15 protein-coding genes are annotated in these 15,424 nt (G+C 51.0%); 11 read left to right on the top strand and 4 right to left on the bottom strand.

Features of this window, described 5'->3' with window-relative positions; all coding sequences use genetic code 11:
* Nucleotides 1-19: 19 nt before the first annotated feature.
* From phaR to ACN06F_RS12405, 5 genes are all read left to right on the top strand, one after another.
* Nucleotides 20-484 (top strand): polyhydroxyalkanoate synthesis repressor PhaR, encoded by a 465-nt coding sequence (gene phaR, locus ACN06F_RS12425; RefSeq protein WP_038476915.1) that lies wholly within the window; start codon nt 20-22, stop codon nt 482-484.
* A gap of 96 nt (nt 485-580) precedes the next feature.
* Nucleotides 581-1,867 (top strand): phosphoribosylamine--glycine ligase, encoded by a 1,287-nt coding sequence (gene purD, locus ACN06F_RS12420; protein WP_089039368.1) that lies wholly within the window; start codon nt 581-583, stop codon nt 1,865-1,867.
* Nucleotides 1,868-1,919: 52 nt separating this feature from the next.
* A complete protein-coding gene (locus ACN06F_RS12415) occupies nt 1,920-2,372 on the top strand; it encodes an acyl-CoA thioesterase (protein WP_038476909.1) in 453 nt (150 codons plus the stop codon).
* Nucleotides 2,372-3,244, top strand: a complete 873-nt coding sequence (locus ACN06F_RS12410; protein WP_038476906.1) for a phosphoribulokinase — start codon at nt 2,372-2,374, stop codon at nt 3,242-3,244. The genes ACN06F_RS12415 and ACN06F_RS12410 overlap by 1 nt, the downstream gene beginning before the upstream one ends.
* Nucleotides 3,245-3,295: 51 nt before the next feature.
* Nucleotides 3,296-3,637, top strand: a complete 342-nt coding sequence (locus tag ACN06F_RS12405; protein WP_038476902.1) for a histidine triad nucleotide-binding protein — start codon at nt 3,296-3,298, stop codon at nt 3,635-3,637.
* 102 nt (nt 3,638-3,739) lie between these two features.
* Here the strand turns inward: ACN06F_RS12405 and ettA are convergent, their stop codons facing one another.
* The 4 genes from ettA to ACN06F_RS12385 form a co-directional block, all read right to left on the bottom strand.
* Complete coding sequence (gene ettA, locus ACN06F_RS12400) at nt 3,740-5,401, bottom strand: energy-dependent translational throttle protein EttA (RefSeq protein ID WP_038476899.1); 1,662 nt, start codon at nt 5,399-5,401, stop codon at nt 3,740-3,742.
* Between the two features lie 220 nt (nt 5,402-5,621).
* Nucleotides 5,622-5,834, bottom strand: a complete 213-nt coding sequence (locus ACN06F_RS12395; RefSeq protein ID WP_038476896.1) for a PA3496 family putative envelope integrity protein — start codon at nt 5,832-5,834, stop codon at nt 5,622-5,624.
* Between the two features lie 164 nt (nt 5,835-5,998).
* Nucleotides 5,999-6,436: a PAS domain S-box protein gene (locus tag ACN06F_RS12390; RefSeq protein ID WP_038476893.1), complete on the bottom strand. Its 438-nt coding sequence runs from the start codon at nt 6,434-6,436 to the stop codon at nt 5,999-6,001.
* A gap of 172 nt (nt 6,437-6,608) precedes the next feature.
* Nucleotides 6,609-7,922: an MFS transporter gene (locus ACN06F_RS12385; protein WP_120386613.1), complete on the bottom strand. Its 1,314-nt coding sequence runs from the start codon at nt 7,920-7,922 to the stop codon at nt 6,609-6,611.
* An 81-nt stretch (nt 7,923-8,003) separates the two neighbouring features.
* Between ACN06F_RS12385 and ACN06F_RS12380 the strand changes: the two genes are divergently transcribed.
* From ACN06F_RS12380 to ACN06F_RS12355, 6 genes are all read left to right on the top strand, one after another.
* The gene (locus tag ACN06F_RS12380) at nt 8,004-8,273 is read left to right on the top strand and encodes a SelT/SelW/SelH family protein (protein ID WP_095603805.1); all 270 of its coding nucleotides are present in this window, start codon (nt 8,004-8,006) and stop codon (nt 8,271-8,273) included.
* Nucleotides 8,270-9,145, top strand: coding sequence for a DMT family transporter (locus ACN06F_RS12375; RefSeq protein ID WP_095603804.1), 876 nt, complete (start codon nt 8,270-8,272; stop codon nt 9,143-9,145). The genes ACN06F_RS12380 and ACN06F_RS12375 overlap by 4 nt, the downstream gene beginning before the upstream one ends.
* A gap of 374 nt (nt 9,146-9,519) precedes the next feature.
* On the top strand, nt 9,520-10,986 hold the full coding sequence (locus ACN06F_RS12370) for a TolC family outer membrane protein (RefSeq protein WP_038476881.1): 1,467 nt from the start codon (nt 9,520-9,522) through the stop codon (nt 10,984-10,986).
* A gap of 103 nt (nt 10,987-11,089) precedes the next feature.
* Nucleotides 11,090-13,267: a type I secretion system permease/ATPase gene (locus ACN06F_RS12365; protein WP_433924010.1), complete on the top strand. Its 2,178-nt coding sequence runs from the start codon at nt 11,090-11,092 to the stop codon at nt 13,265-13,267.
* Nucleotides 13,267-14,697: an HlyD family type I secretion periplasmic adaptor subunit gene (locus ACN06F_RS12360; RefSeq protein ID WP_038476875.1), complete on the top strand. Its 1,431-nt coding sequence runs from the start codon at nt 13,267-13,269 to the stop codon at nt 14,695-14,697. The genes ACN06F_RS12365 and ACN06F_RS12360 overlap by 1 nt, the downstream gene beginning before the upstream one ends.
* Nucleotides 14,697-15,335, top strand: a complete 639-nt coding sequence (locus tag ACN06F_RS12355) for a helix-turn-helix transcriptional regulator (RefSeq protein WP_253485773.1) — start codon at nt 14,697-14,699, stop codon at nt 15,333-15,335. Before ACN06F_RS12360 ends, ACN06F_RS12355 begins: the two co-directional genes overlap by 1 nt.
* Nucleotides 15,336-15,424 lie beyond the last annotated feature (89 nt).

Genomic DNA, 15,424 nt, shown 5'->3' with positions numbered 1-15,424 from the left:
GCGTTTAAGGAGATGCGCTGTGCGCGTAATTCGCAAATATGCCAACCGTAGGTTGTACGATACTCAACAAAGTCGTTACGTGACGCTTGAGGATCTGCGGCGTTTGATTATTGAAGAAGAACCCTTCCGCGTCGAGGATGCAAAAAGCGGTGAAGACCTGACGCGGACCATTTTGCTGTCGATCATTATCGAGCAAGAGCAGGCTGATAGTGAAGCCGAAGTTTTCTCAAATGACCTGCTGGCTCAATTGATCCGTGTGTACGATATGTCATCGCCTTTACCTCTAGCACGTTATTTAGAGCAGGGCACCCAGCTCATGCTGGAGCAACAAAAGCGGATGCAGAGTCAGTGGCAACAAGCAATACGCCACTCTCCTATGGAGTTCATGCGTGAGCTGGCCGAAGAAAATATGCGTTTTTGGCAAAAAACGCTTAATCAGCCTAATCAAACAGACGATGACGATACGCCGGATAAAAGCTCCTGACGCCGCTGGTTGAGTCGTTGTGGCATAATATGCCGATTAACGTAGTTACGCTTTCAGCTAATCTCAGCTAGGCACTCCCGTTTGAGAAGGATGATAATGAACGTTTTAATGATAGGTGGCGGTGGTCGCGAGCATGCACTGGCGTGGAAACTAGCGCAGTCTAGTGACGTCGAACAGGTGTTTGTAGCACCAGGTAATGCAGGTACTGCCACTGAGCCTAAATTGACCAACGTAGCTATTGAAGCAACAGATTTAGACGCGTTGGTGGCGTTTGCCCAGCGCGAGCAGGTAGCGCTAACAGTCGTAGGGCCAGAAGCGCCGTTAGTTGAAGGGGTGGTTGATCGTTTTCAGGCGGCTGGCCTGACAATTTTTGGGCCTTCACAACGCGCCGCACAGTTGGAAGGCTCTAAGTCGTTTACTAAAGATTTTCTGGCACGCCACCAGATTCCTTCTGCCGCGTATCAAACCTTTACAGCGGTAGAGCCAGCCTTGGCTTACTTAGCTGAGATGGGCGCGCCTATTGTCATCAAAGCTGATGGCTTGGCGGCGGGTAAGGGTGTCATTGTAGCGATGAGTGAAGCCGAAGCTGAAGCGGCTATTCGCGATATGTTAGAGGCGAATGCATTTGGCGATGCGGGTGCGCGCGTTGTTATCGAAGAATTTCTGGAAGGCGAAGAAGCCAGCTTTATCGTCATGGTTGATGGTGAGAATGTGGTGCCGATGGCCACTAGCCAAGACCATAAGCGTGCCTATGACGGCGATACCGGCCCCAATACAGGCGGCATGGGAGCTTACTCTCCGGCGCCGGTGGTAACCCCAGAGATCGACGAGCGCATCATGGAGCAGGTTATACTTCCCACCGTGCGGGGCATGGCGGAAGAGGGGAATGCATATACCGGCTTCTTATATGCGGGCCTAATGATTGATGCTGAAGGCAACCCAAAAGTAATCGAATATAACTGCCGTTTTGGTGACCCCGAAACTCAGCCAATCATGATGCGGTTAACGTCAGATTTAGCCGCGCTTTGCTTGGCTGGCGCTAAGGGCGAGCTTGCCGATAAGCAGTGTGAGTGGGACTCCCGCGCAGCCGTGGGTGTTGTGATAGCGGCAGGTGGCTATCCCGGCAGTTACCGCAAAGGCGATGTCATTCATGGCTTGGAGCAGGCAGGCCAGGCGCAGTGCAAAGTATTCCATGCAGGCACTACTCAGGCTGCTGACGGCAGTATCGTAACCGCAGGCGGGCGAGTGCTATGCGTAACCGCATTAGGCAACACAGTATCTGCTGCTCAACAGCAAGCTTACCAGGGGGTTAAAGCGATTCACTGGGAGGGTGCTGAATTCCGCCGTGATATCGCATTCCGTGCTATCGCCCGAGAAAAATAGCGATCAGCGATGATCTCGCCGGAGCTAAACCACCACTGACAAGGAGCTAAGCATGGAGCGTGTCACGCTAGATTTCCCCACGGCAGCGATTATTCATCGGCATCCTTTAACGGTGCGCGTCACGGATATGAATTACGGTCGCCACTTGGGGCATGACGCTTTAGTATCGCTGCTACATGAAGCTCGCGTGCATGCGTTCGCTGCGCTAGGTTTGCCTGAGTGGGATATGAAAGGCTACCCGAGCATTGTTGCTGACCTAGCCGTTCAGTACCAGAGTGAGGCGCGCTGGCCAGATGCTTTGGTAATTGAAACCGCTGTCCCTGAACCACAAGGCAAAGCGTTGACGGTTTATCAGCGCATTTGTCATGCAGAAACCGATAAGGTGGTGGCAACTGCTCGGATTAACCAGCTTCTTTTAGACCTTTCTTCTGGGCGGCCTGTCAAAGTGCCTGATGAAGTTGCGCAGGCGATTGCTCGCGCGACTGCTCAGGAGAGAGGTGCTTAATGTCGCGGGAATATCCAATCATTGCCATCACGGGCTCTTCAGGCGCGGGTACTACGACGGTGCGTCGCAGCTTTGAGCGCATGTTCCTGCGTGAAGATGTGCACGCTGCCATGGTGGACGGCGATGCCTTTCACCGCTATACCCGTGATGATCTCCAGCGGATTTTTCGTGACGAGCCCGAACGCAAAGATGAGCTTTCTCACTTTGCAGTAGAAGCTAATCTGCTTGATCGGCTTGAAGGGCTTTTTGTTGAGTACGGTGAGCATGGAGCGGGTACGTTCCGTCACTACATTCATGCAGAAGATAAGCAAAAAATTGAGGCAGGTTATAGGGTAGGGACGTTCACTGAGTGGCAGTCACTGCCTTGTGGTACTGATCTGCTCTTTTACGAAGGACTGCATGGCGGCTTGGTGACACAAGAGTATGATATTGCTCGTCACGTAGATTTGTTAGTCGGCGTTGCACCGACCATGAATCTTGAATGGATTCAAAAAATTGATCGTGATACCAAGCTGCGCGGTTATTCCCAGGAAGCGGTCATCGATACCATATTAGGGCGCATGGATGATTACGTGCGCTACATTCAGCCGCAGTTCTCGCGTACCCATATTAATTTCCAGCGTGTGCCCACTGTCGATACGTCGAACCCCTTTGAGGTTCAGGATATTCCGACCGATGCAGAATCGTTTGTGGTGATTCGCTTTAGGGATCCCTCAACGGTGGATTTTCCTTGGCTATTGGCGATGATCAAAGATTCATTTATGACACGCCCGCACACGTTAGTGGTGCCTGGGGCGCGTATGTCGTTAGCGATGGAGCTGATTTTAGCGCCGCTGGTTCGCCATTTGCTGTCTCAGCGCCGTTTTCGCTAAGGCTGTTTTCGCTCGTTAGTTTTCGGCACTTACAAAAATGAAGGAGGCCGTATGGATTGCCTGTTTTGCAAAATCATAAACCGCGAAATTCCCGCAGATATCGTGTTTGAAGATGAGCATGTGCTAGCGTTCAATGACATTAGTCCTCAGGCGCCAACGCATCAGTTGATTATTCCTAAAAAGCATATTGCTACGCTTAACGATATTGCCCCTGAAGACCTAGCCTTGGTTGGGCGTTTGCAGCACACTGCCGCACAGCTGGCCAAGCAACAAGGCTTCGCGGAAGATGGATATCGTGTTGTGATGAATTGCAATGAAATGGGTGGTCAGACGGTTTACCACATCCATATGCATTTATTGGGAGGTCGGCAGTTTACTTGGCCGGCAGGCTGATAGCAGGTTCTGTTTATTTTATAGCCCAACAAAAGTAAAAAGCCCCTGTGCGTTTTAGCGTACAAGGGGCTTTTTACGTACTAGCGGTATAGCAACAAATCGTTAGGCGTCGATGCGCTTATACTTCATCCGCTTAGGTGTGTCGTTACCCACGCGCTTCTTGTGGTCTTCTTCATATTCGGTGTAGTTACCATCGAAGAAGACGACTTCAGAATCGCCTTCAAAGGCGAGGATGTGCGTAGCGATACGGTCTAAGAACCAACGATCGTGAGAGATCACCATCGCGCAGCCTGGGAACGCCAGCAGCGCTTCTTCCAGGGCGCGTAGAGTCTCGATGTCCAGATCGTTTGAAGGTTCGTCTAACAGCAGTACGTTTGCGCCTTGTTTAAGCGTTTGGGCAAGCTGAAGGCGACCGCGCTCACCACCAGAAAGCTCATCTAGACGCTTCTGCTGATCGTTGCCCTTAAAGTTAAAGCGGCCAACGTAGGCACGCGAAGAGACTTCATAGCCGTTAATGTTTAGAATATCCTGTCCGTCAGAGACGGCTTCCCAAACAGTTTGCTTGTCGTCTAGTGCGTCACGCAACTGCTCAACGTAGGCAATATCGACAGTCTCACCAATCACTACTTCGCCAGCATCCGGCTGTTCTTGGCCGGTGACTAGCTTGAACAGTGTCGATTTACCGGCCCCGTTACCACCTACAATCCCGACAATCGCCCCTTGAGGGATGGTAAAAGAGAGATCCTGGTAGAGCAGTTTGTCATCAAACCGCTTGGTCACGTTATGGAACTCAATGACCTTATCACCCAGGCGCGGGCCAGGCGGAATATAGATCTCATTTGTTTCATTACGCTTTTGAAAGTCACCAGACTGCATCTCTTCAAAGCGATTAAGGCGTGCCTTACTCTTCGCTTGGCGTCCTTTAGTGTTGCTGCGCACCCACTCAAGCTCTTGCTTGATAGCTTTCTGGCGCGATACTTCCTGTTTGGCTTCTTGGTTCAGGCGCTGCTCTTTCTGCTCCAGCCACTGAGAGTAGTTGCCTTCAAAAGGAATGCCCTGGCCGCGGTCAAGTTCCAGAATCCATCCGGCAACGTTGTCCAGGAAGTAACGGTCGTGGGTGATGGCCACGACAGTGCCGTTATAGTCGTGCAAGAAGCGCTCTAACCAAGCAACGGATTCAGCATCCAAGTGGTTGGTAGGCTCGTCAAGTAAGAGCATGTCGGGGCTGGAAAGCAGCAGGCGGCACAGTGCTACACGGCGGCGCTCGCCCCCAGAAAGATTGCCTACTTTGGCATCCCAAGGTGGCAGGCGCAGCGCTTCAGCTGCAACTTCCAGCTTACGCTCAAGGTTATGCGCATCGGCGGCTTCGATAATATTTTCAAGGCGTGCTTGTTCGCTCGCTAGGGCATCAAAATCTGCATCAGGCTCAGCATACGCAGCATACACCGCATCTAGTTTTTCCTGTGCTTCTTTAATGGCGCCTAACGCCTCTTCTACCGTATCGCGGACGTTCTTTTCGTCATCAAGCTGTGGCTCCTGGGGAAGGTAGCCCACATTAATACCAGGCATCGGACGAGCTTCACCTTCAAACTCTTTATCGACACCGGCCATAATGCGTAGCAGTGTGGATTTACCGGAACCGTTCAAGCCAAGTACGCCAATTTTGGCGCCAGGGAAGAACGATAGCGAAATATCCTTGAGAATTTGCTTTTTGGGCGGCACAACTTTGCCAACCCGGTTCATGGTGAATACGTATTGCGCCATGGAAATCCGTTAGGTTGTTGGAGAAAAGAGTCGCAGCTGTGTGCTGGCGTAGGGCTAAGATGATAGTGCTCCGCGCGGGCAAAGGCCAGAAGCACAGAAGATAAGTCGTTTTGATACGTTGATCAGCAGCCTAGTGAAGGTTCCGTGCGCGACAATTACGGTGAGTAACTAGACATCGTAACTAAGCTGCCAATCAATGAAAGTGATTGAGGCGATCAGGTTATTCCTCTTCATCCCAATCATCTTCAATAGCGCGCTGCAAACGGCGCTCTTCAAGCCATGCTTCTACTTGGCGGCGGGCGCGAAGCGTATCTGCTTTGCTGGGTTTGCTTTTGCCGTAATGGTCATCGTTCACAGCGTCTAAGTTATCGAACTCATCGGCATCGATTGCATCACTGGTATAAGATTCACGATTTAAGGGGTCACGGCTCATGGTATGCCCTCCAACCCAAGCCGGCGCACCGGCATCACAACGGCTTCTTCTTTCAATCGATAGATGAAACAAGAAGCGCCTAGCGCTTTTATGCGCTTAGCCGCTATATACCGCCACTTAGGTTGAAGTTCAAGCCCCTGAGGCTACTTTATTGTCGTTTTTATTTATTCTGTCAGTTCTTGGCGCTTCTGAAGGGCGGCCAATGCTTGCTGTGCTTCTACGCGCTCCGTCACGTCTTTCTGTACGCCGATGTAGTACATCAAGTTATCAGCTTCGTCAAAAACGGGTGTAATGGAGAGCTCGTTCCAGAACATGGTGCCGTCTTTGCGATAATTGCGCAGTACTTCACGAGAAGGGCGACCCTCTTTCAGCGCTTCTCGGATAGAGGTCAGTGCATCTTGGTCACGGTCTTCGTTTTGCAAAAAACGGCAGTCGCGATAAAGAATTTCATCTGCACTGTAGCCGGTGAGGCGTTCGAAGCCTTGGTTGACGTAAATGAGAATGTTTTCATCGCCTTCTTGCTCTGCAACGACGATGCCATCCTCGGAAGCGTCAATAATGCGTTCGAGTAACTCAGGGCTGATCAAAGGAGATCGTTTCATCAATGGGTTCCTGTTGCTGCTCTCGTTCTTCCGAAGCTATGCGCTGTCCATCAACGCGGAGCTAAGCGGCATTTCATATTGCTTAATAAAGGTAGAATAGCAAAAACCCAGCTAATCACCGCTAATTACCTACCATCATGGCGAGCGTTGTGATGCATTGCAATCGGCAGCGCTATTCTGCCTCAGGTAATTGTTGGGCTGATAACATGGCACCGAATGCTGTCCCAGCGAGTATTAACAACAGCGGAGCGCTACCAAGCCACTGAGCCAACCCACCGATTATCCCGCCTACCACCAGCATCAACACCCCAGTCAAGGTGTTAGATAGTGCCACATATAGCGCGCGATTCTCCTGGGTAGCAATGTCGACTAAGTAGGTTTTACGGCCTAGTCGTACGCCGTGATGAACGATAACCAGAAAGGCGTAAATAATCGCATAAGGCCAAACGCTTTCACTCCACTGGCTGGGGAGCCATGCCAGGCTTGCGCCCAGCAGACAGCAAATGGCAGTGCCGATGGCTGCATCTCTCATCACACGGCGACTCGATTGGTCTGCTCGCTTTCCCCATACAGGGCTTGCCACCATCGCAGCAATGCCTGATACCACTACCAGCAGGCCAAGGCCACCTAAGTTAGTACCGCTTTGTTGTTGGCCGAGTAGGGCTAAGTAGGGGAGTGCCAGTGCGCTGGAGAGGAGTAGAGCACGAGCCAGATTGAAGTTTAGAAAATTACGATCTTCTTTGAGTAAAGAAAGCCCTAGCTTAATGCTGTCCCATGCATTTTCCCCGCCTTCCACAGCGCCGGGCACTTCCGCTATGCGCGCCGCGCTCACGGCATTTAGTAGCCATCCTGCGGCGGCAACAACCAGTAAAATAGCGAGTGCTACGTTGCCGGGTTGATCACCAAACCACATCAGAACGCCGCCAGCTACCAGGGTTGCGGCGCCTGCTACGCTGCCACTCCACCCCATTAAGGTTCCACGGCGTCGCTTAGCGATGGTTTTACCCAACACATCTTTCGTTGCTATGGATGAGAGTCCTCTGGCCAGCGATAGCAACACTAGTGCTCCTAGCACCATCGCCCCCCCTAAAGATCCGCTGCCCACGAGTGCTAGCAGTGCTAACGCTAATGCCGCCAATGCCTGTATCAACGCGCCTGCTACCCATGCCCACTTACGCGTTGGTTTTAAGCGAATAAAGCCAGCCACAAACAGCTGTGGTAACAGGGCGCCTGCTTCGCGTATAGGTACCAGTAGACCAACCATCCATACCGGAGCACCAATAATGCCCATTAACCAAGGCAATACCAAGCGGGCGCTGGAGAGCTCGTCAGCGAGTTTATTGCCTAACGAGGCGCAAAGATGCAGAAAAAAGTTATGCGGTTGCTCATGGCATGCCTCATCGGGAATGTCATCGCACATTCGGCTGTCATCATCACCTGTTAGCCACTCGTACACTCGGGTTTGAGAAACATGTTGCTTGTTCATTACGTTTCCTTGGCAGTTGCTAATGTAAGGTGACAGAATGAAAAGCAAGGATGCCACATTAAAACGTTTAGGAACCTCTGTATGTCACGCATTCAAATACGTTACTGCACGCAGTGCCAGTGGTTGTTGCGCAGTGCTTGGTATGCCCAAGAGCTGCTTTCAACCTTTGGCGAAAGTCTTGCAGAGGTTGCATTGTCTCCCTCCCATGGTGGCACCTTTGAGATATGGTGTGACGAGGCGTTGCTATGGGAAAGAAAACGCGATGGTGGCTTTCCAGATGTCAAGGTCCTAAAGCAACGCGTGCGGGATAAGATCGAGCCAGCCCGGGATTTGGGGCATATCGACCGATGAATCAAGATCGTCAAGCGATACTGTATGGTCTTGGAGCGGTGGCGCTATGGTCGACAGTTGCTACGGCTTTTAAGGTCGCTCTTGCCTGGATGAGTCCGCTAGAATTGATGTGGCTCGCGGCCCTTGTATCTTGGACGTTCATGTTCGTGTTGGTAGTGAGGCAAGGGCATTTAACAGAAGCCCTTCGCCATGGTTGGCGAACCGCTGCATGGGCTGGGTTGATGAATCCTGTTGCCTACTATCTAGTGCTGTTTGCCGCTTACGATAGGCTGCCTGGGCAAGAGGCAATGGCACTCAACTATACTTGGGCGCTGGCAATGGCGCTTCTGGCGGTACCGATCCTAGGGCAACGGCTCACGCGAGTGGATGTGGTAGCGGGGCTCATTGCCTACGCGGGGGTCTGGGTGATAGCAACCCGCGGTAATGTTTTCAATGTTGATTTCGCAGACCCTCTTGGTGTCGTGTTTGCACTTGTGTCGACGCTGTTATGGGCACTCTACTGGTTGCTCAACGCACGAGATAAAAGAGCGCCCTTAGTCGCACAATGGCAGAACTTCAGCGTCGGCTTGCCTGTTTTAACGCTGCTATTGATTGTGGGGCCAGGGTTCAGTTGGCATGGCTGGCAAGCCTTAGGCGCGGGTGTTTACGTCGGCCTTTTCGAAATGGGGGTCGCTTTTATTCTTTGGCAGATGGCGGTTCGCAAGGTCTCGCGAACGGCCAAGGTGTCTAATCTGATATTTCTTTCGCCGCCTATTTCGTTGCTGCTGCTCTATCTGGTTGTCAATGAGCCATTGTTGGCATCCACGTTGGTAGGATTGATGCTGATCCTTTCAGGGCTGGCGCTGCAGCAGCTGCAATCTTCGAAAGCCTAGCTCTTAGGGCTTGGTGCTTAAAGTCCAGTTCTTAAAACCTGGTTCTTAAAACCTAGTTCTTAAAACCTGGTTCTTAAAACCTAGTTCTTAAAATCCAGCACGTTAAACAAAGCAAAAAGCTGCTTTGTAATGTTTTTTTAGGATTTTTATTGTAAAATTTTGTGACTCTTGGCTTCATAGCATCGGCCTAGCGGCTAATGCTATTAAATTAAGCTAAGTAAATGCGCTAATTCGTATCACTGAGTCGTATCAATACTAATTAGTATGAGGTGTTGACCAGAGGGCGAAGCAAGAGAGTCAAGGGTGCCCCAGGGTGGGTGGCGTTTAGCAGCTATTTCTTCAGCAGCGTAAATATTCATTAGGGATCTATGGCGATGAAAGACGGTATTAAAACGACACTAAAAACTTTGTTTTTACAGCGCGCTATTCGACCGCTTACGGTGACTACTCTGGCTTGTCTCCCTCTCTCTGCTTTAGCTCAGGCATTGCCAGCGACGCTTTACGCGCCGGGTACTACTGATCTATCGAGCACCATTCAGCAGGCTATCGTTACCAATCCTCAGGTAAATGCATCTTGGGCCAATTTTAGCGCCTCTGGAAGTGATATCCGGGTTGCTCAAGGTGGTTATTTGCCTACGATTGATGTCAGCGCGGGTATCGGTAGGCAAGACCAGCAAAATGATGGGCGCGGCAGCTACGATAGTGATTTTGCTGAGCTGACCTTAACCCAGATGGTTTTTGATGGTTTTGCAACGCGCAGTGAGGTTGAGCGCTTGGATCGTGCTCGGTTAGTCGCCTATTTCGAACTTTTGGGTGTCAGCGAAGAAGTTGCGCTTGAGGCTTTTCGTAGTTACCTCGATGTATTGCGCTATCGCGAGTTGGTGCGTTTAGCGCAGGATAACTATCGTGAACACCAGCGAGTATTTGCACAGATTGAAGAGCGAGCGCTTTCTGGTGCAGGGCGGGGTGTTGACCTTGAACAGATCAGTGGCCGCTTAGCTTTAGCCGAATCAAACCTAATGTCGGAAGCGTCAAACCTTCACGATGTTACTGCTCGCTTCCAACGAATTGTTGGTGCGCTACCGGCACAAAACATGGCGCCCGCGCCGTCTCTTGCTACTGAACTGCCCGCGGATATCAGCCAAGCCATTGAGCTGGCGTTCCAGGGGAATCCTGAGTTTCATGCGGCAATTGAGAATATCGCGGTGCAACGCGCTGAGCGTGAAGGTGCCCGCGCTGCCTTTATGCCTCGCCTAGATATTCAAGGACGTACAGGCACTAACAACCAAGATGATGCCATTGGTGGCCGTCGTGATGAGCACAGTATCCAGCTCGTTGCGAGTATGAATCTTTACCGGGGTGGTTCTGACTATGCTGCCTTCAATGCGGCAACCACGCGAATTGAAGAAGCCGATAGCCAGCGCGAAACAGCATGTACCAATGTTAGACAAACGACACAAATCGCTTATAACGACACGCAGCGTCTCAACGAACAGTTGGAGTATTTAAACGAACACCGGCAGTCAATTGACCGTGTTCGTGGTGCTTATCAACAGCAGTTCGATATTGGCCAGCGCACGCTTTTAGACGTGCTGGATAGTGAGAACGAGTTTTTTGAAGCGAGTCGTGCCTATGCGAACGCACAGTTCGACTTAACGCTGGCCCAAGCACGAACCCTGGCGGCGATGGGGCAGCTAATGCAAACCCTACAAGTAGCCCGTGATGATATTCCTAGCCTTGACGAGCTTGGCTATGAGGATGCTGCGTCTCGTGCAGAGATGGCGTGCGCCGTCGATGGGCCGCGTGGCTTCACGCTTGAAGATTTCACCAGTGGCATTTAATTGCTGATGAGTGGCGGCTATTAAGTCGCCGCCTTAGGCATGCCCACTGGTGAAACTTCAGTGAATGGTTTTCCGACGAATTCATTAGGATAATGAGGTCTCAGTGACGCAACGTAAGCTGGAAGTATCTCGGACTGACCGTAGCAACGGCCAGGAAGAACACGATGAGCTACTGGAGTGTTTAAAGGCAGTTGCTTCATATTATCAGCACGAAGTGTCATCCGAGGCCTTAAAAGCGGGCCTGCCTTTAGAGCAAGGAAAACTGATTCCTTCTGTCTTCGGGCGGGCAGCCTCGCGAGCTGGGCTTACTGCGCATATTGTGAAAAGTAAGCTTTCGGCGCTAAATCCTGCACTGTTTCCGGCAATTTTATTGCTGGAACCAGGGCGTGCTTGTGTGTTGCTCGGGCTGGATCTCAAGCAGCAAAAAGCAAAAGTAATTTTTCCTGAGCTGTCAGAGGCTGATACGGAAATATCGCTAGACGAGCTTCACGCGGGGTACAGCGGTGAAGCCGTTTATGTGCGGCCAAAGTTTAGAGCCGACAGCACCTCTGAACCTGGTGTGAAAAAACGCCGGGATCAGCACTGGTTTTGGGGCGTTATTCGTGAAAATCGACGCCTCTATCGCGACATCGTTCTTGGTTCAGTAGCGATCAACTTATTCGCGCTGGCGATGCCGCTGTTTGTGTTGAACGTTTATGACCGTGTTGTCCCTAATCAGGCCACTGAAACGCTTTGGGTGCTGGCAATCGGTATTTTCATCGTGCTGTGTTTTGACTTGGCGCTGCGCTTAATGCGTAGCAGTTTTGTTGATTTAGCAGCCAGCCGGGCAGACGTAAAGCTTTCATCGTCTATTATGGCGAAAACGTTAGGGTTGCGTTTAGAGGAGCGGCCAGTATCGACAGGGTCTTTTACCTCAACGCTTCAATCTTTCGAATCGGTGCGAGCATTTATTGGCTCTGCAACCATTCTTGGTATCGTCGATTTACCCTTTGTACTGCTTTTCGCGGCCATCATTGCGTTGATCAATCCTTGGCTTGTGTTACCTGTGCTCGTTGGTATCGTTTTCGTGCTGTTATATGCCCTTGCAGCACAAGGGAAACTGCATGAGCTTTCACAAACGACTTGGGAGGTAGGTGCACAGCGTAACGCTTTACTGGTGGAGTCTGTCTCCCAATTAGAAAACGTCAAGGCATTGCGGGCGGAAAGCCGTATTCAACGTCACTGGGAAAAAGCATCTGCCTTTTTATCGAGAACCGGTGCTCAGCTCAAAATGGTGAGTTCATCGGTCTCAAGCGTTGCTCAGTGGGCTCAGCATAGCGTAGCTGTATGCGTCATTATCATTGGTGTCTATCAAATTATCGAAGGTAACTTGACTCAGGGCGGTTTGATTGCCGCCTATATGCTCTCTTCTCGAGCGATGGCGCCTATTAGCCAAGCGGCTGCTTTGCTGGCTCAGTACCATCAGTCCTCAACGGCTCTGGAGTCGTTAAATGATGTAATGGCTAAGAGTGTGGAGCGTCATGAAGGTAAAGCCTATGTAGAAAAGCCCAGTTTTACCGGCAGCATTCGCTTAGAGAAAGTTACCTTGCGCTATCCTCATGAAGAAAGAGATGCATTGCGTGATGTCTCGATTTCTATCAAAGCTGGTGAAAAAGTCGCGTTACTCGGCCGTGTTGGCTGCGGAAAATCATCGCTGAATAAGCTGGTACTTGGTTTTTATCAGCCCACATCCGGCGCGGTGCTGGTGGATGGCGTTGATATTCGTCAGTTAGATCCTCTGCAACTTCGTCGTCATATTGGTTATGTGCCTCAGGACGTCAGCCTATTCGCTGGCACGCTACGGGATAATATTGTTGCTGGTGGTGGAAACGACCGAGTTGATGATGAGGCGTTACTCCGAGCAATCGAAATTGCTGGTCTTGATTCACTGGTTAATAGCCACCCTAAAGGCGTTGATCTTGAAGTAGGTGAACGAGGGCAGGCGCTTTCAGGCGGGCAAAAACAAGCCGTAGCCATCGCAAGGGCCGTTGTCCAAGATCCACCAATATTGCTGCTTGATGAGCCAACCAGCTCAATGGATAACGCCAGTGAGGAAGCGTTTAAAGCGAATCTAACGAGTGTTGCGCCAGGAAAAACCATCTTGGTTGTTACTCATCGTACATCGCTGCTATCCCTCGTTGACCGCATTATCGTTATGGATGCTGGAAAAGTGGTGGCAGATGGTCCTCGCGATACGGTTGTAGAGGCATTGCGTAAAGGCCAGATCGGGAGGGCGTCATAATGGCGAAAAAAACCACCTCCACGAGTGAGCAAAAAGGCTTTGAGGCCATTGGTCGATTTTCTGAGAAAGGGAAGAAGCCGTTTCGTCCTTTTATGGATCGACTCTTTGCTCGCCGTGTCACCTCTGCGCATCTTAATCGTGACTGGGCAAGCGACACTGATTGGGCGCGTATGCAGCAAGAGCCGATTCGTGCGCGTCTATTTCTCTACACTGTTTTATTAACCATCATCGTGCTGGTGGTTTGGGCATCAGTTGCTGCCATCGACGAAGTAACCCGTGGCGCGGGACGCGTTATTCCGGCGAGCCAATTGCAGCGCATTCAATCGTTTGACGGCGGTGCGATAGAACAGATCATGGTGCGAGAGGGGCAGGTGGTCAGTGCTGGTGAAGTGTTAATGCAAATTGACCCAACGCGGTTCGTTTCTGATTTTCGCGAAAACCGTGCTCAGCGTTTTGCACTTGAAGCACGCGCTGAGCGGCTACGGGCGTTGGCCACTGGCACTACTTTTGAGCCTTCCGAAGAGTTGCGTCAAGAAGTGCCTGATATCGTAATGCAGGAACGAGAAGTGTACGAAAGTCGCCGTGAAGAGTTGCGCGAGCAGGAGAATGTGCTCAACGATCGTATCCGACAGCGTCAAGAAGAACTCCGAGAAGCGCAGTCTCGACTTGATACTGCCCAACGCGAAGCAAGTATGGCAGGGCAAGAGCTTAATTTGACGCGCCCGCTACTTGCCTCAGGTGCTGTTTCAGAAGTTGAGGTATTGCGCTTACAGCGTGAAGTATCGCGTGCCACAGGTGAGCGCAACCAAGCTGCTGCTGCTGTCTCACGTCTGGAAGCGGGAGTAGAAGAAGCAGAGGGGCAGCTACTAGAGTTAGGTGCCGAACGTAGAAGTGAGTGGCGAAATGAGCTTGCTCAGACGTTAGGCGACTTAAATGCGCTTCAGCAGTCAGGTACGGGCCTTCAAGATAGAGTGCGACTTACCGAAATACGCTCGCCTGTCGATGGTGTGATTCAGCGTCTTCATGTTAATACGATTGGCGGAGTACTCCAGCCAGGACAAGAAGTGTTGGATATCGTGCCCAGCGATGACCAACTACTGGTTGAAGCGCGCATTGCTCCCCAGGATATTGCTTTTCTCCACCCCGGTCAGCCCGCGACGATTAAGCTCACTGCCTACGACTATGCCATTTATGGTGGCTTGCAGGCTGAGCTTGATCACATCAGCGCAGATACGATTACTGATGATGATGGCAATACGTTTTATTTGGTTCGGGTTCGCAGTTTACAAGATGAAAGTATTGCTGAGCGCCTTCAGGTGATTCCAGGGATGACAGCACAGGTAGATATTGTGACAGGCAAAAGAACGGTCATGCAGTTCTTACTAAAACCTGTTTTAAGGGCGTGGCGAGATTCCATGGGGGAGCGCTAATGAAACATTGGTTTGTAACAACGGATGGTAGCCTGAAAGCACGCTGGGAAAGAGCTTTTCCTAAAAGCGTAGCCACTACGCCAAATAAAGTGTTGGATCAGGTGCGGTCGGGTGATGTGGTATGGCTGACAACGATGGTCGAAAACTGGGATGAGTTGATTTCGACGATAGCCGCAAAAAAAGCAATTGCGGTGTTGCTCAGCTATGCACCTAATGATCGCGAGGCATTAAAGGCGCTTGATCTTGGGGCGCGTGGATACGCGCACACACTGGCGGCACCAGATGTACTTAACCAAGTTGCCCTTGTGGTGACCAATCAAGGCGTATGGGTAGGTCAAGAGCTGCTTGCCAAAGTGATGGGTGGGGCCTTTAAGGCTCTGCAAAATCGCCAGAGCAGTGAAGGTCATCAGCACGGCGAATATTTGAACCTGCTCACAGAGCGCGAGCGAGGCGTGGCGCTAGCTGTTGCCCGCGGTGCAACCAACAAAGAAGTTGCTCGTCAATTAGATATTACTGAGCGCACGGTAAAAGCTCATCTAAGCGCGATATTTAAGAAGTTATCCGTTCGTGATCGCCTGCAGTTAATTCTAAAGTTAACTTCTATTTCCGAGCTGGAAGGTGATTACCCCAGCAAATAACCGTGTAAAGAAATACTTTTTGACCATCGGTACAATACTTTTTAACTTTCCATCCTCCTATGATTAAGGTATATGCCGCCATTTTAATC

This window comes from Vreelandella sp. 21 (assembly GCF_050995515.1).
Classification (GTDB): domain Bacteria; phylum Pseudomonadota; class Gammaproteobacteria; order Pseudomonadales; family Halomonadaceae; genus Vreelandella; species Vreelandella alkaliphila.
This window is presented reverse-complemented; position numbering and strand designations above follow the sequence as displayed.